The following is a 20,623-nucleotide window of genomic DNA, read 5'->3' on the forward strand; positions in this document are numbered from 1 at the left end:
GCCGGGAAAAAAATTATGGATTATTCTCATAAGTATGTAGGAAAATCATGGGTAAAATAGTAAAATATAATCATGACACATTTTGTTGAAAAAGACAGAAGCCTAAAAGGATGAAGAATCCATGAAATGGACAGATATCAACAACACGATCAGTGCAGGAACAGATGTACTGGATACGGTTATGAAAGAACTGATTTTGGACAATATCCACGACATGATTTTCATTATGAAAGTGGAGGAAGGTCCAGTTTTCAGGTATGTATTTATAAATGAATCAGCCAAAAAATACACATCCATCACTGATGAAGACATGGGTCGTTTATTGAATGATGTTGTCAATCCGGAAATGGCTGAGAGGATACAGGTGAAATATTCCGACCTTGTTCATACGGGTGATAGCATCACCTACCAGGATACCTTTAGCATCAGGGATGGAAGTCAGGTGGTGAATGAATCGATCCTTACCCCCATTAAAAATCAAGATGGAGAGGTAGCGTATGTCGTTTCCATCACAAGGGACATCACTCCTGCCATAGAAGAAAAGAAAAGCCTGGTAAAAGCAAAAGAACGCTACAAATCTATTATTGAACATAATCTGGACGCGATATTCATCCTTGATTCCCGGGGGATCATCCTTGAATCGAATGGTGCAGGGAGCCTCTTGACCGGTTACACAAAGGCAGCCCTGATGAATATGAGCATTTATGATTTATTTCACGACCGAAATGAAAAGATCCTTTCGGAAACCTTAAAGAGAACGCTTATGGGGAACCCGTCCGTGATCGACAACAGCCTCCTTCTGAATGAAGCAGGGGAAGAGAAGGTCACTCAATTGAAAATGGTCCCGATTGTCGTCAATGACACATATGATGGCTGCTATATCATCGCCAAGGATATTACAAGGGATCATGAACAAAATGAAATGATCCATTACATGGCCCTACATGACCAATTGACCGGTCTTTGGAACAGGAAAGCCCTTGATGATCACATCCCACTCCTTATTCACAACATGGAAGAAAGCGGGGGTGAGCTTTCGCTGTTATACCTTGATCTGGACAGGTTCAAATTTGTGAATGATACGTTAGGGCTAAAAGGCGGTGACCGGATCCTAAAGAACATCACGGAGCGTATGGTCACCCTTACGAATGAAGATTCCCAGTTGTATCGTCAAGGAGGGGATGAATTCATCTTTCTCTTGAAGAATAGTAATTTTGAAGAAACGAAGGCAAAAGCAAAAGAAATCCTTGCATTATTTATTGATTCCTTTACCTTCGACGGACAGGAATTCTATCTGTCCCCTTCCATCGGTATCAGCCGATTCCCGGCAGATGGATATGATTCGAATTCGCTGATTCAAAAGGCTGCACAAGCCCTGTTTGAAGTGAAGGAAAAGGGAAGGGGGCATTATCGTTTTTATCAGTCTCATATGGAGTCAAGCTTCCCGAACTATATCATCATGGAATCCCACCTGCGAAGGGCGATCGAAAAGGGTGAATTGTTCATCCATTATCAGCCGCAAGTTAATTTATCCACTGGCGCCATCGACAGCTTCGAGGCGTTGATACGATGGAACAACCGAAAATTCGGGTTTGTCTCCCCCGTCCAATTCATCCCATTGGCAGAGGAGACCGGGCTGATCCACCAAATCGGAGAGTGGGTGCTGGAACAGGTGTGCAGGCAGCTCCAATTATGGCGGAATAAAGGATATAAATCCGTAAGAGTGGCGATCAATATCTCTCCAAAACAGTTTCTGCAGGAACAATTGGCAGACACGATCGGATTTTACTTGAAAACGTATAATCTCCCTGCTTCCTGCATAGAAATTGAAATTACGGAGGGAGCCATGCAGGACACCCAGCAGACTTTGAAAATGTTAAAAAGGCTCAAGCGGATCGGGGTTTATATTTCTGTGGATGACTTTGGGACCGGATATTCATCGCTCAATTATTTAAAGCGGTTCCCGATCGACATTTTAAAGATTGACCAATCTTTTGTAAGGGAAATCGGCATGAACCAGAAGGACTCAGCCATCACGAAGACGATCATTCACCTGGCCCACAGTCTCGGATTGGAAGTGATCGCAGAAGGGGTCGAAAGAGAAGGGCAGGTAACTTTCCTTAAAGAGGCGAATTGTCAGAAAGCCCAAGGCTATTTCTTCAGTAAGCCGATTTGTCCGGAGGAAATCGAACAGCAGCAATTTGTTCTTATGTGATGATTTAAAGCTTGTGAAACAGCCTGCGTCCCTTTCTCCACTAAATGTTTGACAGAGTAATGCCGATGACTTATTTTAAAGTGAGGAGAGTGAAAGATTCATAGAAGCTTTGTCTTCGGTTGAATCAGTGTTCCGAGTGCTTTATAAAGGAGAGGGATTATGAAGAAGTCAAAACGTATGGAAATCCTATTTCTCCCTACCGATAGAGGAACGGTTAAAGTGTATGTGTACGGCTTTAATACTCCTCGGTCTTTAGGTCAGGTAGTTGTTTCATATAACCATATATCGATTGAAGCAAAAGGATATTACAGAAATAAAACGATCATCAAGGCACTGGCACAACTGCATGATGCGATCGTAAACAATCCGGATAGTTAAACGTTCAGACTGATGAACAAGAATTTTTTCTTGTTTATCAGTTTTTTTATTGGAATAAATGGTTTTCTTATCCTTCAATATGATAAAATATTGAGTGAATATTCATTCATTTTCAAAGGGGAGATTGAAATGGGAGAGGAACAAGTAGTGATCGTTACTGGCGGATCAAGCGGTATGGGGAAATATATGGCAAAGAGATTTCTCGAGTCCGGTGCGAGTGTGGTCGTGACCGGAAGAAATGAGGAAAGACTTCAGTCTGTTAAAGACGAGTTCTCGTCACTTCAAGGGGATATCGAAATATTTCAAATGGACGTCAGGGAGCAGGAACATGTTCAAGCCATGGTAGAATTTACTGCTTCGAAATTTGGGAAAATCGATGTATTGATCAATAATGCGGCAGGGAACTTCATCTGTCCCGTAGAAAAACTCACGCCAAACGGCTGGAAATCTGTTATTGATATCGTGTTGAACGGGACATTCCTTTGTTCTCATGCGGTCGGTAATTATTGGATTGAGCAAAAGCAAAAAGGATCGATTATCAACATGGTTGCAACCTATGCCTGGAATGCAGGCGCAGGGGTGGCACACTCTGCGGCAGCCAAGGCGGGTGTATTATCTTTGACTAGGACCCTCGCAGTAGAATGGGGCCACAAATACGGCATACGTACCAATGCCATCGCCCCAGGTCCAATTGAACGGACAGGCGGTGCAGAAAAGCTTTGGATATCTGATGAAGCAGCGAAAAGAACGATCGACAGCGTCCCGATGAAAAGATTAGGCACACCTGAAGAAATTGCCGGACTCGCATTTTATCTGGCTTCTGAACAGGCTTCTTATATCAACGGTGAATGCATCACGATGGATGGCGGCCAGTGGCTGAATCCATTCCCGTTCTGATGATGAAAAGCATCCTTCTCTTGTCAATAGACAAGGCAAGGGTGTTTTTTAGTTCGGTACTTTCAGCTCATTTGCATATTTGTGTTATAATTATGCAAAAAACAAGTGTGAGCGTGGGGGAGTAAGAATGGATGCATTAGACGTAATTACCAATATGAATCAAGTGGTACCCTACTTTCAACCAATCTTCAGCGCGGATGAACATAAGATCATCGGATATGAAGTGTTAGGAAGATTGAGGGTCGGCGACAATCATGTAGAAAGCCTCGGACCTTTCTTTTGTGATGAAGAGATACCGGATGAGTATAAACTGGAAGTGGATGAGCATGTTACGCGCAAAGCGCTCGATCAATACATACAAGAAAAGCAGGAAGGGCTTATTTTCCTTAACCGGGATGCAAGGCTCCTGATGCTGGATCATGGAGAATCATTCCTTGAACTTCTGCAGGAATATGAGAAAAAAGGGCTGAAATTTGAGCAAACAGTGATTGAACTGTCTGAGAAGACGTTTTCAGGGGATTTTGATCAGTTGGTCCACTTGCTTCTGTATTATAAAACGTATGGAATCAAGATTGCAATCGACAATGTTGGAGGAAATAGCGGGCAATTGGATCGGCTCTCCCAATTTTCACCTGATATTTTAAAAGTGGATTTATTTCAGTTGAGGAATGATGCCGGCAACAAAGTGTATAAAGATATCCTGTACAGTCTTTCCGTGCTTGCCAGAAAGATTGGGGCATCCTTATTATTCGAGCATATCGAAATCAATTTCCAGCTTCAATTTGCCTGGATGAACGGCGGCCGATATTATCAAGGATATTACCTTCATCATCCTTCGGAATCCTTTTTGAATCCGGATGTGCTAAAAGAGAAATTGAAGGAAAAATGTCAGGACTATATCCGCTATGAAAAGAAGCATCTGGAAACCGGCTATAAGTTTGCGGAAGTGCTTCATAAGGAAATCAGTCAGCTGTTGACAACACTCAAAAAACAGCTGGGAGAATACGATGACATCCTGATGGAAGTTGCAAAGAATTTTTCGGATAAGTGTTTTCGCTTATATATTTGTGATGAAAACGGCTTTCAGATGACGAGCAATTTCCTGAAGATTGATGCCGACTGGACGGTCCAACCGACCTATAAAGGGAAGAACTGGAGCTGGCGCCCTTACTTCCTTGAGAATATCATCCGGATGCAGATCAATAAAAAAGGATTATTATCAGACATATACAGTGACATCGATTCAGGGGAATCCATCAGGACCTACTCATACCCGTTCGGAAACGGGCTCTACCTGTTCATGGACCTTTCATACGAATATTTATTCGAAGAGGATGGCCTCCTGTTTTAGAGGGGAAGCAGCTGATCATCCGCCTCCGCTTTTTTTGATGTCCAGCTCCGGCGGCTAGCCCCTGGAGGTCATTAGCTAAATGGTCCCAAGAAGGCAAAGACCGCCTTCTTATGTCCATTCATCTTATGCTGGTCGGGGCTGAACGAGCCGCCTACGCTTTTCTCTATGTCCAGCTGCAGGGGCTTGAGGCTCGAGGTCATATGCCAAGCAACCCAAAAAGGCAAAAAACGCCTTTCCGGGTTGCTCGTCATATGCTTGTCGCCTCAGAGCAAGCCCCTTCCGCTTTTCATGATGTCCAGCTCCGGCGGCTAGCCCCTCGAGGTCATAAGCTAAATGGTCTATGAAGGCAAAGCCCGCCTTCACAGTCCATTCATCTTATGCTTGTCGGGGCTGCCCAAGCCGCCTCCGCTTTTCTTGTATAGCTTGTATCGATTGGGACAAATTATGCTTAAGGACATTTGTAAGGAGGGGTCATGGATGAGTATGTTTATGATTGTGCTTACCTTGGTTGCCGTTGGGCTTGCAGGATATTCACTTGTGTATACGTTTAGGATTGCCGGACAGGAAAAACGGTTGAAGGGGGATTTTGATACAGATATCCCAGATGTCGTGAAGGAACATCCATTTATTCGAAATCCAGTGTTCCTATCGATATTAATCGGTTCCATCCTGATTATCTTTTTCATTGCTTACTGGTCGATTCGCTATTTATATTGAAGGTTGGAGGCTGCATTACGGTGCGGCTTCTTTGATTTGCAGCAAATTCTTCATAGAGTGAGCCCTTTAGGCAGGCTTTCGATGAGGATAACGGCGAAAATATTAATATAACGGCGAAATCTGAGATTTAACGGCGAAATTTTCAATATAACGGCGATATCCAGGATTTAACGGCGATATTTCAAATATAACGGCGAAATTCATTTTTCCCCCTTTCAAAAAGGATGCTGCATTTTTTTGCCGCATCCTTTTTGGGTGGATTTACCACCGGCAATTGGGTTTGACTGACAGAAATAGAGGGGATTTTACAAACAACTTAAAAAAGTTGTCAGTCAGTGTGAGGAAGAATCGAACGAATGGTAACCAACCGACAATTTTCTGTTGCTACAATGGTTTCATCCTATCAGGAAATGGAGGGAGAAATATGAAAAAAAAGAAATGGTGGCTGTTAGTGGTCATCCTGGTGCTCTTCATTCCAGTCTATGGACAAGTCAAGGAGATCAAAGCTTCTGAATTCAAGGAGGACAACCTCCTTTCTCTGGTAAGAGAAGCATCGATGTCCCAGATTTCCTTAAGTGAAGAGCCCCAGTCGAAAAAACAAATCCACAAGAAACTGTCTCATTATTTCACATCTGATTTAACAGATCACTTCATCCAAGAGAATGTATACGAGGTGGAGGGGGGATTCGTCACTTTTGGTTCGGATTTTGCCCCGTATTATGTGCCTTTTTTTCAATATGATGATACAACGAAGACCGGGTATAGCAAGGGTAAATGGTATGTTTGGGAAGAGAGGTCGGCTGAAGAGGGCCCGTATTCGACCCCTGGTGGCATAGAAGCGGTTGTGGTAACAGAGGAAGAGGGTTCCTGGAAAGTGTCAGAGATCATATACGAATTACCTGAAGACATTTTATCACCGTAATACATAAAACCGGCCGGATTCCAATGATAAGGGAATCCGGCCGGTTTTATGCGTTATAGGTTTAAAGCTTCTGATAGTGCTTCGAGGTTGAAGCCTGAAATGACCGTGTCATCCACCGTGATGGTAGGGGTAGAATAGGATTTCAATTGATTGATCAGGTGCTTTCTTGCTTTTTCATTTTCTGCTATGTTGATTTCCTTGTAGGGGATGGTATGTTCCTTCAAGAACATTTTGACTACCTCACAGGGTGGGCAATCAGGCTGTGTATACAGGGTGACTTCTTTCATGCTGTTGATTCTCCTTTCGGTTTCTTCATAAAATAATCGACAATCCCCATTGCAGATACTTGCATGTCCAGTATCAATAACTCTCGTACAGGGTGATCAGGGGCGACATCATGCCGGGTCATCCAGTTACTTGCATAATGAAACAGGGCAGAGGTGACATTTTTTACGTTTTCCTCAAACGGAAGAGAGGGGACAAAATGCTCCTTGCTGATTTCCATGAACCGCTCAAGATGCTCTTCCACTTCCGAAAGGGCATAAGTTACTTGATCTGTTTCACCGAAATGGCCGAAATATAACCGGTCCAGTCTGCATTCCTTGTACAATTGAATGGCGTGCCTCATCTGATCAGGATTGAATTGATTTGGTGAGGTGGAAGGGAAGTAAAACCTCTTCGGTCCCACGCGATATTGAATACCGGACGTATCACCCGTGAACATTCCGTTTGAGACAGAGTCTAAAATGCTGAAATGGTGATTAGCATGACCAGGGGTGTGGTAAAACGTCAATGTACAGGTTTCACTGAGGTCCAGGGACTCCCTGTCTTCCATCACCCTGATCCGTTCTTCAGGAATTGGGATGATCGGGTGGAAGAGTGCATCGAATTTATCCCCGTAAACCGCCTTGGCACCACTGATCAATCTGCTTGGGTCGACAAGGTGACGCCGTGCTTTCGGATGGACGATGACCGTGGCGTTTGGGCATTCTTGCAGGAAGAGACCCGCACCTCCTGCGTGGTCAAGATGGATGTGGGTTAAAATTATGTATTGAATATCTTCAAGATTAATGTTTAACTTAGAGAGACCTTTTTTTAGATGAGGTATAGATGGACTGGCTGATGTTTCGATAATCGTCAAGGATTTTTCCTTTATGATATAACTCCCGGTGCGTTCATGCATTGAAAGATCCATCAGGTCAACCAGGGATATGCGGGAATCTATCCGGTGAATGCTCATCGTATCAATCCTTTCGGGAAGAATATCGTTCTACCCTTTCATTATAAAGGAATTTTTGTGAAAAAAGGACAAAACATTAGAATTAACAGGATAGAATCTGGTACAATGCAAAAGCTAGAACCAAGATTAGATCAGGAAAGGAGAGACCGATTATGTCTCAGCTTCTTGGAATTATACAAAGATTAAAATCATTACAAGAACAAGGTGAACAAGGGGAAACTCAACAACGATTTTTCGAATATAACGGAAAGAAAATCTGTGAGGTAAAGTACTTGCCTAAACAGGATACTTTCGAAATCGAAGTCATGAATGAAAAAGGAAACAGTTTTCCTTTTGATAACATAGACATTACAGCCATTGAAATTTTCGAACTGCTTCAAGAGGCTCAACAAGATTGATCCATTTAAAAGGTAACCATTCGGTTATCTTTTTTAGTCTCCATTCAAACGTGAAAACATACAATTTTATTCCAGTATGTTAAAATGAATATGTTTGGATCACTTTATTTTTATTATGTAAAATGAGGGGTTATACATGATTTCATTGAGCAGCAAAGCGTTATTGGAAACGAATATTAAGGACTTTATCATTCCTTCTGAGAAGGTTGCACATGTTCAGGTAGGAAACTCCCTGGAGCATGCATTGCTATTACTCACTAAGAGTGGTTATTCTGCCATTCCTGTCCTTGACCCTGCGTTCCGTTTCAAAGGATTGATCAGTTCAAGCCTCATAACGGACTCTATTCTCGGTCTTGAACGTTTCGAGTTTGAAAAGCTTGAATCCATGAAGGTAGAAGAAGTCATGACGGCTGAAGTTCCTATCGTGTCTTTGGAGTCGGACTTTAAGAAGGCATTGGAACTATTGGTAGATCATCCTTTTCTGTGTGTCGTATCTGAAGATGGATACTTTGAAGGGATCATGACGAGACGGGTTGTCTTAAAGCAGCTTCAGCGGCAGCTTTTTAAAAAGGATTAGTCGATCCTGCTGCAGTTACATATGAAAAACATGAAGGATGGCATCAGCGTCATCCTCTTTCTTTTATCCTTTTTTACAGTGCTTTTTTCGTACTGGTCAGCAAACAGCTTCACCTATACATGTCGTAAACCACACACCATTCAACGTAAAGGCAGGGAAAAGAAAATGGAAAGTACGGGGAAGAACATACCGAAAATAACCAAAAAGCCGCTTGTATTAATTTCTGTGATGCTTGCCATGTTCATGGGGGCGATCGAGGCAACAATCGTTTCGACAGCGATGCCGGCAATTGTTGGGGATCTGGGTGGCTTTTCACTATACAGCTGGGTATTCTCTGCTTACTTATTGATGAATGCGATTACGGTATTGATATACGGTAAATTATCTGACTTATATGGAAGAAAACCAATCATCACGTTTGGCATCATGATGTTCCTGATCGGGTCTGTTGCCTGCGGCATGGCCCAATCGATGGAGCAGCTTATACTCTTTCGGTTTATACAGGGGTTTGGGGCAGGCGCGGTGTTGCCGATGGCCACGACGATCGTAGGCGACATTTATTCAAGGGAAGAGCGGGCAAAGATTCAAGGGTATCTTTCCAGTGTCTGGGGGATATCAGCCGTCAGCGGTCCGCTGGTCGGTGGTTTACTCGTTGAATATGCAAGCTGGCGATACGTATTTTGGGTCAATATTCCATTGGGGCTCCTGGCGATTGCCGGTCTGTGGCTGTATTTGCATGAAGAGATTGAGAAGAAGAAGCCTGAGATTGATGTTGGTGGTGCCGGGCTGCTGGTCGTATCACTCGCGTCCCTCCTGTTCCTCCTCGTCGAAGGAGGCCTGAGCTTTCAGTGGGTATCTTGGCAGGCGGCGTTACTCATCGGAATCTTCCTTATAGGCTCAACTGTGTTTATCATCCATGAGCGGCGCACTCCGCAGCCGATGATGCCGTTTGATCTGTGGAAAGTCAGATCGATTACTGTCGCCAATGTCGTGTCGTTGACCACCGGGGTCATTATCATCGGGATATCCAGTTTTCTCCCTGCATTTGTTCAAGGAGTCATGGAAAGGAGTGCTACCGTTGCAGGTTTTACATTGACCGCCATGTCGATCGGCTGGCCGATTTCTGCCACCATCGGGGGGAGACTGCTGTTGAAGATCGGCTACTTTAAAACTTCCCTGATAGGAGGTGTGGCGCTCATTACAGGCGGGGTTTTCTTCCTGCTGATGGACCCTTCCTCCGGTCCACTGTGGGCGGCTGTTGGCTCATTTTTTGTAGGGGTTGGAATGGGGCTCACCTCCACCTCCTTTATCGTCTCGATTCAATCCTCCGTGACCTGGGAGTCGAGGGGAATTGCGACTGCTACAAACATGTTCATGAGGAACCTGGGGACGACGATCGGTGCAGCATTGCTTGGAGGGATCCTTAACAGCAGGTTGAAGACATATTTTGAACATCACGGACAGGATTACTCCATTGATGATGTGAATATGCTGTTGAATCCAGCGGAAAGAAAATCTTTGGCCCAAGAGGAACTTCAACTTCTTCAAGGTGCATTGACAAGCTCCCTGGATTGGGTGTATGGGGCCGTATTTCTGTTTGCGGTGATCAGCTTCACTTTCATTTTATTTTTCCCTAAAGTGCTAGAAAAATAGTTGGATACCGAGCTGTATAATCAGAAGCAGTGTGAGTATGTGCAGAAGGATTCCAACTTGTTTCAAAGAGAGCTTTCCGGCAATCCTTACGGCAAGCTGGGCACCGATCAGTGCGCCTGAAGCAAATGGAAGAGCAATCATCCATTCAACATGGCCGTTTTGAAAATATATTGTAAACGCCCCGAGACAGCTCAGGAACGTTTGAAATCGGGTGAGCGCAACAGAAGTTAAATAGCTCCTGCCATGCAGTAAATGGGTGTACATGAGCATCGTGGCCTGGCCTGGGCCGAATAATCCGTCATACGTACTGATTCCATACAAATATCCGTAAATGCGGTAGCGTATTCTGCTGTCCCCTTTCGGTCTGATTCCTTTATAGACGCTTAAAAGAAGGGCGAATAGAAGGAAGAAGAAAGCCATCCATTCCAGGTGTCTGGCCGGAATCTGATCTGACAGGAGCGCCCCGGTGAGTCCACCGGCAACAGCGATGGGAAGAAGGGGCAAGCATTCCCTCAATGCTACTTTCCGTTCCTTCACTAAATACACAAAGCTTGTAAATGAACTGGTGATATTAGAAAATTTCGCGGTAGCAATCGCTGTATGGACAGGTATTCCGATCAGAAGCATGACGGGCATCCCGATGAGTCCGCCACTTCCTGCCAGCGTACCGATGAATGCCACAGTGAGTCCGGTCAATAACAATATGATTTCCATCCACTCACACCCTTTCCTTGTACCTTCAGTTTATGCGACTTCTATTAATAATGAAATTTAATATAATTTAACTTATAATATAAGAAAAACTTATGAAGGTGATGCTATGGCGTTTTCCGAATATCAATTACTTCATGTACTTGCACAGGAAATGAACATGAGAAAAGCAGCAGAAAGATTATTTGTTTCTCAACCTGCGCTGTCACAAAGACTGCAGACGATAGAGAAAGAATGGGGAACGAAACTGTTTCTCCGTTCCCAAAAAGGGTTGTCCCTCACTCCCGCCGGGGAACTTGTTGTGGGGCTTGCCGGTGAAATGCTTCAAAAAGAAGAAAGTGTGAAGGAAAGGATTCAGGCACTTGAATACGAGGTGCACGGGACATTGAAGATTGCCTGTGCGTCAATCGTTGGACAGAACTGGCTTCCGAAAGTGCTGAAACGATTTGTTGAAACGTATCCCCATGCCAAAATCTCATTAATGACTGGCTGGAGCAGTGAAATTCTTAAAGCGATTTATGAAGACGAAGTCCATATCGGGATCATCAGGGGGACACCTGATTGGAAAGGACCGAAGCATCATCTGTTTCAAGATACATTATACCTGGTGGACAGGGAAATCCAGTCGATTGAGGACGTGGTGAAGACCGATCGTCCGTTCATTCAATTCAAGAGTGATTCGAATTATTACCAGGAAATCCAGGACTGGTGGCACCGTCAATTCCAGACAACGCCGAAGCGCACGATCGTGGTCGACCAGATTGAGACATGCAAGCAGATGACGTTAAACGGAATCGGTTATGCCATACTTCCGGCCATCACGTTGGATGGAATGGAAGAAGATATTTATAAAATTCCTTTAATGGATGAACATGACTCCCTCATACATCGGGATACATGGTTACTCGGGTATGATTCCGCATTTCAGCTGAGACAGGTAACCGCATTTCTCGAAGTTGTAAACGAATTCATTCATGAAAACGCTCAAGATTGATACTTTTTGGTTGTCTTCCACCCTTTAATTTGATAAAGTAATTGCAGAAACGGATTATGAATTTTTATACATAGCGATGGAGGGAATACTGATGAAAATGATGGACGCGAATGAAATTATTTCTTTTATTCAAAATAGTACGAAATCTACACCTGTAAAGGTTTATGTGAAAGGTGATCTCGAAGGAATCGACTTCGGTTCATCTCAAACATTCCTTCAAGGAAATTCCGGAGTTGTGTTCGGGGAGTGGAGTGAGCTTTCTGCCATTCTTGAAAATAATAAAGAAGCGATCGAAGACTATGTAGTAGAGAATGATCGACGCAACTCTGCGATCCCGTTGCTTGACATGAAAGGAATCAAAGCCCGTATCGAGCCGGGTGCTGTTATCCGTGATCAAGTGGAAATCGGTGATAATGCAGTCATCATGATGGGTGCCATGATCAACATCGGGTCGGTTGTCGGAGAAGGTACGATGATCGATATGAATGTTGTACTTGGAGGACGTGCTACTGTAGGTAAGAATTGTCATATCGGTGCAGGTGCAGTCCTTGCAGGTGTCATTGAGCCGCCATCGGCGAAGCCGGTTGTCATTGAAGATGATGTTGTCATCGGTGCCAATGCAGTTGTGTTAGAGGGCGTTACAGTCGGAAAAGGTGCTGTTGTCGCAGCCGGTGCAATCGTTGTGGATGACGTTGCTCCTTATACTGTCGTTGCCGGTACGCCTGCTAAGAAATTAAAGGATATCGATGATAAGACGAAATCAAAGACGGAAATCAAACAAGAGTTACGTCAGCTTTAATAGCAGACTTACATGAAATAAGGATAACCATGGGAAAAGAACGGACGGTCGACGTCGGTTCTTTTCTTGTACACAGGTCCATTCTTACTGCCGATAAAAGGAGAATCACAATGACGATGATAGATTTCAAAGAGATCCGGAGAGATTTGCACCGGATTCCGGAGCTTGGCTTTCAAGAGATTAAAACACAGCAATATTTGTGCAATTATCTTTCAGGCCTTCCGGCAGAACGTATAGAAGTGAAAAAATGGAAAACAGGACTTTTCGTCAAGGTACATGGAACAGAGCCTAATAGAGTAATCGGATACAGGGCAGACATTGACGGCCTTCCGATCCAGGAAGATACCGGGCTTGAGTTTCCCTCGAATCATGAAGGACGTATGCATGCATGCGGACATGATTTTCATATGGCAATCGCACTTGGGGTACTGACCCACTTCGTTCATCACCCCATCAAAGATGACCTTCTCTTCATATTCCAGCCCGCGGAGGAAGGGCCGGGCGGGGCGAAGCCCATGCTTAAGAGTGACATTATGAAGGAATGGAAGCCCGATGTCATTTTCGCGCTGCATATTGCGCCTGAATATGAAGTAGGAACGGTTGCCGTCAAAGAAGGTCTCCTTTTTGCCAATACATCAGAATTGTTCATTGATTTTAAGGGGAAGGGCGGTCATGCGGCATATCCCCATCACACCAGGGATATGATCGTGACGGCTTCTTCATTTGTCACTCAAATGCAGTCTATCGTATCGAGGAATGTGGATCCCCTGGACAGTGCCGTCATCACGGTAGGTAAAATGGAGAGTGGGACGGTCCAGAATATCATTGCAGAAACAGCCAGGTTGGAAGGAACGATCCGCACCCTTTCGGCACAGTCGATGAAAAGCGTGAAAGAACGCCTGGAAGCATTAATCGAAGGGATGAAAATCAGCTACGATTGTGACATAGAAGTGGATTATGGAAGCATGTATCAACAGGTATACAATGACCCTGCCTTGACCAGTGATTTCATTTCATTCCTGCAGGATACGGACAGGAACGTGGTCATATGTAAAGAAGCTATGACAGGGGAAGATTTCGGCTATATGCTTGAAGAAATACCTGGCTTTATGTTTTGGCTTGGTGTTGATTCCCCGTATGGCCTCCATCATGCTAAGTTGAATCCGAAGGAGGAAGCGATCGACTTTGCCATCAGCCTCCTGTCTGATTATATCTCTGCATTGAAATAGCGACATGCATCACGGAAGGCTCTTCCCGATCCTTCCGTGATGTTTTTTTATTTCATATTTTCTCCCACAAAAAAAAGAAGGCATGGTCGCCTTCTTCTTCAGGGTCATTATACATTTTCTTTTTTCTCGATGTACACCTGATGAGGGAATGGGATTTCAATTCCATTCTGATCAAGTGCTTCTTTAAGGGCCTTGCGAAGCTTACGTTCCACGCCCCACTGTTCCATATTTTTCGTTCTGCACAGTACCCTTAATACGACATCGGAAGAGCCCAGTGTTTGAACGCCAAGTACATTCGGTCCTTCAACGATATTGTCGTCCTCTTGGGCAATACTGTCACACGCCTGCTGAAGAACAGCCATCGCTTTATCAATATCATCGTCATAAGAAATCCCGATATCGACAAGTGCTCTCATGTTTCCGCGGGAGTGATTGCTGATGCTGGTGATTTCTCTATTCGGTACATAATGAAGGGTGCCGTCGAATCCGCGAATGTGGGTCGTTCTTAAGCCGACCTCTTCTACAATCCCTGAGAAGCTTGCAGTAGTGACGTAATCGCCGACATCCACCTGCTTCTCAAGCAGAATGAAGAAGCCTGTGACTACATCGCTTACCAGTCCTTGAGCACCGAAACCTACAGCAAGTCCGACAATTCCGGCACCTGCCAGGATCGCAGTCACTTCAATTCCGAAAATTTGTAGAATCGTAACAAAGAACACAAAGATAAGGACATATCCTACGATATTCTTTGAAAGTCCCTGTAAGGTCTGTGCCCGGCCTTCAGAAACATCATTTCTCTGCTTATACTTGTCGAAGATTCTTTCAATTACCCTGTTCGCTGTTGCTTTTACAATAACGAAAGCGATCCAAATCGCTAGTATCTGTAGTGCACCAATCCCAATCGTAACCAATAGACCGCCCCAATTAAAGTTGGAAAGCCGATCCGTTAATGAAGCAAGATTCAGTATGTAATTCAAACAAAATCATCCTTTCCTTAGAATAATGACCCTACTAGTATACACAATACCCCGTAGGTTATGTCAAAGGGATATGTGCAAGATGTAGAATTTTCTTTCGAATGGAGGATGAAATTTCTTATATAAGGAAAAAAGACAAATCATGACAGTGAATGGTAAGTAGTGAATCAAACGAATGTGTGAAAGAAGATCGGTCAAATGGCCGATCTTCTTTTTAGGAAATATTACTATACTAAACTGAAACAGCAGAAGTATTCAAAAAAAGGGAAAAATTCAAAAAAAAGGGTAGATAAATATTTCGAAAGCCGATATATTTAGTAGTACGTTGATTTTAATGGACGGAGTGAAAGGGGAGAAAATATGGATACATTTACTAAATTGAAAGCCTTTTATTGGCCGTATAAAAGGCATTTTATCATTTCGATGATCTTCTTGATTTTTGTAACGGCTATAACCGTTGTCTATCCGATGATATTGCAAGTAACAATCGATGACGTCATTTTGCAAGGGAAGTATGACTGGATCCCGTACTTGGCCTTCGGCTTCATCGGCATCATGGCAGTGAAAGGCGTGGCCACATTCATTCAACAATACAATGGTGACCTGTTTGGCATCACCTCTGTCTACCGTCTGCGAAACGAATTGTATGAAAAGCTGCAGTTCCTTCCATTCAGTTATTATGATAATGCGAAAACAGGAGACCTGATGTCGAGGCTGACAGCGGATGTGGAAGCTTTCCGCTTTTTCCTGTCCTTTGGTTTTTCTGAACTTCTTCGCTTTTTCATGCTCGTGACGGTCAGCTTTGGGGTTATGTTTTACTATTCGCCTTCTTTGACGTTCGTCACGCTCATTTCTTTACCCTTCCTGGCAGTTGTCGTGTACAAATTCGATAAAGCTGTGCACCCGGCCTTCCGCGGAATCAGGAAGTCGTTTGGAAAACTCAATACAAATGTCCAGGAGAATATTTCCGGCATCAATACGGTGAAATCGCTTTCCAGGGAAGGTTTCCAAATTGAAAAATTCAACCGGTCCAACGGGGACTATAAAGATAAGTACCTGCACACTTCCGATGTGTGGGCAAAGTATTTCCCTCTGATGGAGTTTCTCGGGAATGTGAGTGTCGTCACCCTGCTTGCGTACGGAGGATACCTCGTCATGAATGACAATCTACAGCCCGGTGAACTGGTCGCCTTCTACAGCCTGGTCTGGTATATTATCTGGCCGATCATGAACCTTGGCTTTACGATCAATCTCTTTTCACAATCTAAGGCATCAGGGGAACGCTTATTAGAAATCCTGGAAGTGGATGAAGAGATCAACGACCGTGAAGATGTGCTTCATGCTGAGCGGCTGAAGGGGAAAGTCGAATTCAGGCATGTCAGCTTGAACTATACGGTCCATGACGAAGCGGCCCTGGAAGATATCTCGTTTGAAGTTGAGCCTGGGAAGGTCATAGGCCTGATTGGCGGAACCGGTTCCGGTAAAACGAGTATCACCCAGCTGATTACACGCTTTTACGAACCGGAGGAGGGAGAGATCCTGATAGACGGCAGGGACTTGAAAGACTACTCCTTAAAGTCACTCCGTCGAAATATTGGATTTGTTCTCCAGGAAACATTTTTATTTTCGTCGACAATCAAAGCCAATATTGCATACGGCCGGCCTGACGCATCGATGGAAGAAATCGTTGAAGCGGCCAAACGGGCACAGGCACATGAGTTTATCTCAGATTTACCTGACGGTTATGAAACACGACTCGGGGAGAGGGGGCTCGGACTATCAGGGGGCCAGAAACAGCGGATAGCGATTGCCCGGGCCATCTGTACAGACCCGTCGATCCTGATCCTTGATGATGCGACGAGTGCCGTCGATATGGAAACTGAATTCAGGATCCAACAAGACTTGAAAGAAGTCATGGCTGACCGGACAACGTTCATCATCGCCCACCGGATTTCCTCCCTGAAGCATGCAGACGAAATCATCGTGTTAGAAAACGGGAAAGTCGCGGAGCGGGGCGTTCATGAATTCCTGCTGAAAAATAACGGACCGTATCAGCGGATTTATGATATTCAATATAAAGATCAGAAAAATATCGTCCGAACATAAGGAAGGCAGGTGAAAGCATATGAGCAAAAAAACCAAAGTGAATAAAAGTGTTTTAAACAGGTTTCATTATTCTACAGATCAAGTGATCGACAAGCCGTTCAACTGGGAACAGCTATACAGGTTATTATCTTATTTAAAGCCTTATTCCAAAAGACTGCTACCATTGTCCATCATAACGGTTCTGATCACGACCGCCGTCCGATTGATCGTCCCGATCTTAATCGGGGTCTATACCCTGGATAAAGCGATCAGACAGAAGGATCAAACTTTGCTCTTTACACTGGTCGGGATCATCGCCGGCCTTTATCTCTTGAATTACGGGGCGAATGTGTTAAGAATCAGGTGGATGAATCAACTCGGTCAAGGAGTCATTTATGACTTGCGGAAGCATCTGTTCAGCCACGTTCAGTGGCTCTCACACCGCTTCTTTGATCAAAGGTCAGCAGGTTCCATCCTCGTCAGGATCATGAATGACATTAACTCCCTGCAGGAACTCTTTACAAATGGAGTCATCAATCTGTTGATGGATATCATTCTCCTGATTGGCATCATTGTGATCCTCTTTACGTTGAGTCCTGAATTGACGCTTGCAGTCATGGTCATCCTCCCGATCATGTTCTTTATCTCGACAAGTTTGCGGAAGAATATTCGGAGGTCGTGGCAAATGGTGCGCCTGAAGCAATCAAAGCTGAACTCTCACTTGAATGAAAGTATTCAAGGGATCCGGGTCACCCAGTCGTTCACCCAGGAGAAAGAAAATATGGCGTTTTTTGACGGAGTGAACACCGAGAACTTCGACAGCTGGAGAACAGCAACGAAGAAAAATGCCATGTTCCGCCCGATGGTAGAACTGACCAATGCCATCGGGACAGCCGTCCTCATCTGGTACGGTGCCCACCTTATACAGGGCGGCTCACTTGAGCTCGGTGAATTTGTTTCCTTTGCTTTCTATCTGGGGATGTTCTGGGAGCCGATATCGAGACTCGGCCAAGTGTACAATCAGCTTTTGATTGGAATGGCTTCATCGGAGCGCATCTTTGAATTCCTTGATGAACAGCCGATTGTGAACGAAAAAGCGGATGCAGTGAACTTGAAAGACATCAAGGGGCACATTCACTTTGAACAGGTGGAATTCTCTTATGATGATAAACGAAAAGCGCTGCAAAATATCTCACTTGAAATGAAAGCGGGTCAGACCGTCGCATTGGTAGGCCATACAGGCTCCGGCAAGACGACGATTGCCAACCTCATCAGCCGTTTTTATGATCCCACCGGAGGCGTCGTGAGAATTGACGGAGTCAATCTGAGGGATACAGCCGTCTCGAGCCTCAGAAGCCAAATCAGCATCGTGCTGCAGGATACATTCATCTTCTCTGGCACCATCATGGATAATATCCGGTTCGGACGCCCCGGTGCATCAGACGAAGATGTCATGAAGGCGGCAGAAGCGATCGGTGCCCATGAATTCATTCAAAAGCTGTCCAACGGCTATGATACTGAAGTGGAAGAGCGTGGGAATGTCCTGTCAGTCGGTGAAAGGCAGTTATTATCTTTTGCCCGTGCACTCCTCGCAAATCCCCGCATCATCATTCTGGATGAAGCGACGGCGTCCATCGACACAGAAACGGAAGTGAAGATTCAAAGCGCCCTGAAGAAACTGCTGAGCGGGCGTACAGCGATCATCATCGCCCATCGCCTATCGACCATCAGGGAGTCTGATAACATTTTTGTACTGGAAAATGGAAGAATCAAAGAATCTGGAAATCATGGAGAGCTGATGGAGAAGCAGGGAGATTATTATGAGCTGGTGAAATCACAGTTTAAGATGCTAGAAGCGATGTAGAGGATTAAGAGCCCCAAGTTAGTTAGGGGGCTCTTTTTTTGTTTGGAGCAGCTGTTATAGAGAAGTAGGGTGAGAAACCTTTATAAAAAACCTTTCATTACACTACCAGTCAAAAAACATTGTGAAAATCGTCACAAAATATTCATGTTCAACACTTCACAAACTAGAGTGCAGGTTTTATAATGGTCAATAAGTGATAAACAAGAGGTAAGAATGACTTTATGAAAATGTATCCATGAGTGGGGGAATATAGAATGGAATTAGATAGTGTGATTTTGAGTCGGATGCTCACATCGACGACTCTTGCCTTTCATATTATATTTGCGACGATCGGGGTAGGGGTGCCGATCATGATTTCAATAGCAGAGTTCATGGGGATCAAGCGGAACGACGCCCATTACTTGCTGCTCGCTAGAAGATGGGCGAGGGGCTTTACGATTACAGTCGCCGTGGGTGTCGTGACGGGTACGGCGATCGGACTGCAGCTTTCCATGTTATGGCCGTCATTCATGCAGGTAGCAGGACAGGTGATTGCCCTGCCGCTGTTCATGGAAACCTTTGCGTTTTTCTTTGAAGCGATCTTTTTAGGCATTTACCTGTATACGTGGGACAGGTTTAAGAATAAGTGGATTCACTGGCTCCTGACGATTCCCGTGATGATCGGATCTTCAGCTTCGGCACTGTTCATCACGATGGTGAATGCTTTCATGAATACGCCCCAAGGATTTGAGCTCGAGGCAGGAAAAGCGATTAACATCGACCCGATTGCAGCGATGTTAAACCCTGCCACACCGACGAAAGTCTTCCACGTATTAACGACAGCGTACCTGACATCGGCACTTGTTTTGGCAGCCATCACCGCATTTGCGATTCTTCGTAAAAAAGGCGGGGAATACCATAAGAAAGCATTGCGGTTATCCATGGTTTCTGCGTTGATCTTTGCCCTTGCAACCGCATTTGCAGGTGACCTGTCAGCGAAGTTCCTAGCTGAATATCAGCCTGAAAAGCTTGCAGCAGCCGAGTGGCATTTTGAAACCGAAGAGAGAGCTGATTTGATCGTATTTGGAACGCTTGATGAGAACAATGAAGTCCATCATGAAATCAGGTTACCTGGATTTCTGAGTTTCCTGGCAGGAAGTTCATTTGATACAGAGGTAACCGGTTTGAATGAATTTCCTGAAGACGAACGACCGCCACTATGGGTCCACTACATGTTTGATCTGATGGTTTCCATCGGTTTTTACAGTATATTCATTGCAGGGACGTTCATCCTCTTCTGGAAATGGAAAAAGCGAAATGAATGGAATACACCATTATTATGGGGGATCGTCGCGAGCGGTCCGCTGGCGATGCTTGCCATCGAGTTCGGTTGGATTTATGCAGAAGTCGGCAGGCAGCCATGGATCCTGCGAGGATATATGAAAGTGGCAGATGCAGCGACAAAGGCCGATGGCGTCGGTTTGACGTTTGCATTATTTGTCGGGCTTTATATCCTTCTTGGTATTCTGTGCGTTGTTGTATTGATTAAAATGTTCAAGAACAAGCCTGCAGAGGCAGAGCTTGAACAACGTTTTCCCGACATAAACAGTAAAACAGATTGATTGTATCCCTAACAG

General features: G+C 44.5%; 19 protein-coding genes. 15 read left to right on the forward strand and 4 right to left on the reverse strand.

The window, feature by feature from the left end:
• Positions 1–121: 121 nt before the first annotated feature.
• The 6 genes from KH172YL63_RS06740 (at position 122) to KH172YL63_RS06765 (ending at position 6,480) form a co-directional block, all read left to right on the forward strand.
• A complete protein-coding gene (locus tag KH172YL63_RS06740; RefSeq protein WP_173105383.1) occupies positions 122–2,215 on the forward strand; it encodes an EAL domain-containing protein in 2,094 nt (697 codons plus the stop codon).
• A 159-nt stretch (positions 2,216–2,374) separates the two neighbouring features.
• Positions 2,375–2,593: a hypothetical protein gene (locus tag KH172YL63_RS06745; RefSeq protein ID WP_173105384.1), complete on the forward strand. Its 219-nt coding sequence runs from the start codon at positions 2,375–2,377 to the stop codon at positions 2,591–2,593.
• A 129-nt stretch (positions 2,594–2,722) separates the two neighbouring features.
• Positions 2,723–3,490: a 2,4-dienoyl-CoA reductase gene (gene fadH / locus KH172YL63_RS06750; RefSeq protein WP_173105385.1), complete on the forward strand. Its 768-nt coding sequence runs from the start codon at positions 2,723–2,725 to the stop codon at positions 3,488–3,490.
• 127 nt (positions 3,491–3,617) lie between these two features.
• On the forward strand, positions 3,618–4,841 hold the full coding sequence (locus KH172YL63_RS06755) for an EAL domain-containing protein (protein WP_173105386.1): 1,224 nt from the start codon (positions 3,618–3,620) through the stop codon (positions 4,839–4,841).
• Between the two features lie 477 nt (positions 4,842–5,318).
• A complete protein-coding gene (locus tag KH172YL63_RS06760; RefSeq protein WP_173105387.1) occupies positions 5,319–5,558 on the forward strand; it encodes a hypothetical protein in 240 nt (79 codons plus the stop codon).
• Between the two features lie 424 nt (positions 5,559–5,982).
• A complete protein-coding gene (locus KH172YL63_RS06765; RefSeq protein WP_173105388.1) occupies positions 5,983–6,480 on the forward strand; it encodes a DUF3993 domain-containing protein in 498 nt (165 codons plus the stop codon).
• A gap of 53 nt (positions 6,481–6,533) precedes the next feature.
• On the opposite strand, the gene KH172YL63_RS06770 is transcribed toward KH172YL63_RS06765, so the two are convergent.
• Complete coding sequence (locus KH172YL63_RS06770) at positions 6,534–6,767, reverse strand: glutaredoxin family protein (RefSeq protein ID WP_173105389.1); 234 nt, start codon at positions 6,765–6,767, stop codon at positions 6,534–6,536.
• Positions 6,764–7,720, reverse strand: coding sequence for an MBL fold metallo-hydrolase (locus tag KH172YL63_RS06775; protein ID WP_173105390.1), 957 nt, complete (start codon positions 7,718–7,720; stop codon positions 6,764–6,766). Before KH172YL63_RS06775 ends, KH172YL63_RS06770 begins: the two co-directional genes overlap by 4 nt.
• A 152-nt stretch (positions 7,721–7,872) precedes the next feature.
• On the opposite strand from KH172YL63_RS06775, the gene KH172YL63_RS06780 reads away from it, so the two are divergent.
• The 3 genes from KH172YL63_RS06780 (at position 7,873) to KH172YL63_RS06790 (ending at position 10,348) form a co-directional block, all read left to right on the forward strand.
• Entirely contained in the window at positions 7,873–8,118 is a 246-nt protein-coding gene (locus KH172YL63_RS06780; RefSeq protein WP_034756109.1) for a YkuJ family protein, read from the forward strand.
• A gap of 136 nt (positions 8,119–8,254) precedes the next feature.
• The gene (gene cbpB / locus KH172YL63_RS06785; RefSeq protein WP_173105391.1) at positions 8,255–8,695 is read left to right on the forward strand and encodes a cyclic-di-AMP-binding protein CbpB; all 441 of its coding nucleotides are present in this window, start codon (positions 8,255–8,257) and stop codon (positions 8,693–8,695) included.
• Positions 8,696–8,860: 165 nt separating this feature from the next.
• Positions 8,861–10,348, forward strand: coding sequence for an MDR family MFS transporter (locus KH172YL63_RS06790; protein ID WP_173108079.1), 1,488 nt, complete (start codon positions 8,861–8,863; stop codon positions 10,346–10,348).
• On the opposite strand, the gene KH172YL63_RS06795 is transcribed toward KH172YL63_RS06790, so the two are convergent.
• Positions 10,337–11,062, reverse strand: coding sequence for a sulfite exporter TauE/SafE family protein (locus KH172YL63_RS06795; protein WP_173105392.1), 726 nt, complete (start codon positions 11,060–11,062; stop codon positions 10,337–10,339). The two genes, KH172YL63_RS06790 and KH172YL63_RS06795, sit on opposite strands and share 12 nt — an antisense overlap.
• Before the next feature lie 106 nt (positions 11,063–11,168).
• Between KH172YL63_RS06795 and KH172YL63_RS06800 the strand changes: the two genes are divergently transcribed.
• The 3 genes from KH172YL63_RS06800 to KH172YL63_RS06810 all read left to right on the forward strand — a co-directional run bounded on the left by KH172YL63_RS06800 (position 11,169) and on the right by KH172YL63_RS06810 (position 14,081).
• Entirely contained in the window at positions 11,169–12,053 is an 885-nt protein-coding gene (locus KH172YL63_RS06800; protein WP_173105393.1) for a transcriptional regulator CcpC, read from the forward strand.
• A 91-nt stretch (positions 12,054–12,144) separates the two neighbouring features.
• Complete coding sequence (gene dapD, locus KH172YL63_RS06805) at positions 12,145–12,852, forward strand: 2,3,4,5-tetrahydropyridine-2,6-dicarboxylate N-acetyltransferase (protein ID WP_173105394.1); 708 nt, start codon at positions 12,145–12,147, stop codon at positions 12,850–12,852.
• Positions 12,853–12,962: 110 nt separating this feature from the next.
• Positions 12,963–14,081 carry an N-acetyldiaminopimelate deacetylase gene (locus KH172YL63_RS06810; RefSeq protein WP_173105395.1) on the forward strand — a complete coding sequence of 373 codons (1,119 nt, stop codon included), beginning with the start codon at positions 12,963–12,965 and terminating at the stop codon, positions 14,079–14,081.
• A 107-nt stretch (positions 14,082–14,188) separates the two neighbouring features.
• Here KH172YL63_RS06810 and KH172YL63_RS06815 read toward each other — a convergent pair whose 3' ends face one another.
• Positions 14,189–15,058, reverse strand: coding sequence for a mechanosensitive ion channel family protein (locus KH172YL63_RS06815; RefSeq protein ID WP_173105396.1), 870 nt, complete (start codon positions 15,056–15,058; stop codon positions 14,189–14,191).
• Between the two features lie 360 nt (positions 15,059–15,418).
• Between KH172YL63_RS06815 and KH172YL63_RS06820 the strand changes: the two genes are divergently transcribed.
• The 3 genes from KH172YL63_RS06820 to KH172YL63_RS06830 all read left to right on the forward strand — a co-directional run bounded on the left by KH172YL63_RS06820 (position 15,419) and on the right by KH172YL63_RS06830 (position 20,608).
• Positions 15,419–17,164: an ABC transporter ATP-binding protein gene (locus tag KH172YL63_RS06820; protein ID WP_173105397.1), complete on the forward strand. Its 1,746-nt coding sequence runs from the start codon at positions 15,419–15,421 to the stop codon at positions 17,162–17,164.
• Between the two features lie 19 nt (positions 17,165–17,183).
• A complete protein-coding gene (locus KH172YL63_RS06825; RefSeq protein WP_173105398.1) occupies positions 17,184–19,007 on the forward strand; it encodes an ABC transporter ATP-binding protein in 1,824 nt (607 codons plus the stop codon).
• 254 nt (positions 19,008–19,261) lie between these two features.
• Positions 19,262–20,608 (forward strand): cytochrome ubiquinol oxidase subunit I, encoded by a 1,347-nt coding sequence (locus KH172YL63_RS06830; protein ID WP_173105399.1) that lies wholly within the window; start codon positions 19,262–19,264, stop codon positions 20,606–20,608.
• Positions 20,609–20,623: the final 15 nt, after the last annotated feature.

The organism is Bacillus sp. KH172YL63, from assembly GCF_011398925.1.
GTDB lineage: Bacteria > Bacillota > Bacilli > Bacillales > Bacillaceae_B > Rossellomorea.

Excerpts from the sequence above, each read along its gene's own strand:
- KH172YL63_RS06800 (WP_173105393.1), top strand. The coding sequence starts at position 11,169 with ATGGCGTTTTCCGAATATCAATTACTTCATGTACTTGCACAGGAAATG.
- KH172YL63_RS06780 (WP_034756109.1), top strand. The coding sequence starts at position 7,873 with ATGTCTCAGCTTCTTGGAATTATACAAAGATTAAAATCATTACAAGAA.
- KH172YL63_RS06825 (WP_173105398.1), top strand. The coding sequence starts at position 17,184 with ATGAGCAAAAAAACCAAAGTGAATAAAAGTGTTTTAAACAGGTTTCAT.
- KH172YL63_RS06740 (WP_173105383.1), top strand. The coding sequence starts at position 122 with ATGAAATGGACAGATATCAACAACACGATCAGTGCAGGAACAGATGTA.
- KH172YL63_RS06765 (WP_173105388.1), top strand. The coding sequence starts at position 5,983 with ATGAAAAAAAAGAAATGGTGGCTGTTAGTGGTCATCCTGGTGCTCTTC.
- KH172YL63_RS06790 (WP_173108079.1), top strand. The coding sequence starts at position 8,861 with ATGGAAAGTACGGGGAAGAACATACCGAAAATAACCAAAAAGCCGCTT.
- KH172YL63_RS06830 (WP_173105399.1), top strand. The coding sequence starts at position 19,262 with ATGGAATTAGATAGTGTGATTTTGAGTCGGATGCTCACATCGACGACT.
- fadH (WP_173105385.1), top strand. The coding sequence starts at position 2,723 with ATGGGAGAGGAACAAGTAGTGATCGTTACTGGCGGATCAAGCGGTATG.
- KH172YL63_RS06795 (WP_173105392.1), bottom strand. The coding sequence starts at position 11,062 with ATGGAAATCATATTGTTATTGACCGGACTCACTGTGGCATTCATCGGT.
- KH172YL63_RS06770 (WP_173105389.1), bottom strand. The coding sequence starts at position 6,767 with ATGAAAGAAGTCACCCTGTATACACAGCCTGATTGCCCACCCTGTGAG.
- KH172YL63_RS06755 (WP_173105386.1), top strand. The coding sequence starts at position 3,618 with ATGGATGCATTAGACGTAATTACCAATATGAATCAAGTGGTACCCTAC.
- KH172YL63_RS06760 (WP_173105387.1), top strand. The coding sequence starts at position 5,319 with ATGAGTATGTTTATGATTGTGCTTACCTTGGTTGCCGTTGGGCTTGCA.
- KH172YL63_RS06810 (WP_173105395.1), top strand. The coding sequence starts at position 12,963 with ATGACGATGATAGATTTCAAAGAGATCCGGAGAGATTTGCACCGGATT.
- KH172YL63_RS06820 (WP_173105397.1), top strand. The coding sequence starts at position 15,419 with ATGGATACATTTACTAAATTGAAAGCCTTTTATTGGCCGTATAAAAGG.
- KH172YL63_RS06745 (WP_173105384.1), top strand. The coding sequence starts at position 2,375 with ATGAAGAAGTCAAAACGTATGGAAATCCTATTTCTCCCTACCGATAGA.
- dapD (WP_173105394.1), top strand. The coding sequence starts at position 12,145 with ATGAAAATGATGGACGCGAATGAAATTATTTCTTTTATTCAAAATAGT.
- cbpB (WP_173105391.1), top strand. The coding sequence starts at position 8,255 with ATGATTTCATTGAGCAGCAAAGCGTTATTGGAAACGAATATTAAGGAC.
- KH172YL63_RS06775 (WP_173105390.1), bottom strand. The coding sequence starts at position 7,720 with ATGAGCATTCACCGGATAGATTCCCGCATATCCCTGGTTGACCTGATG.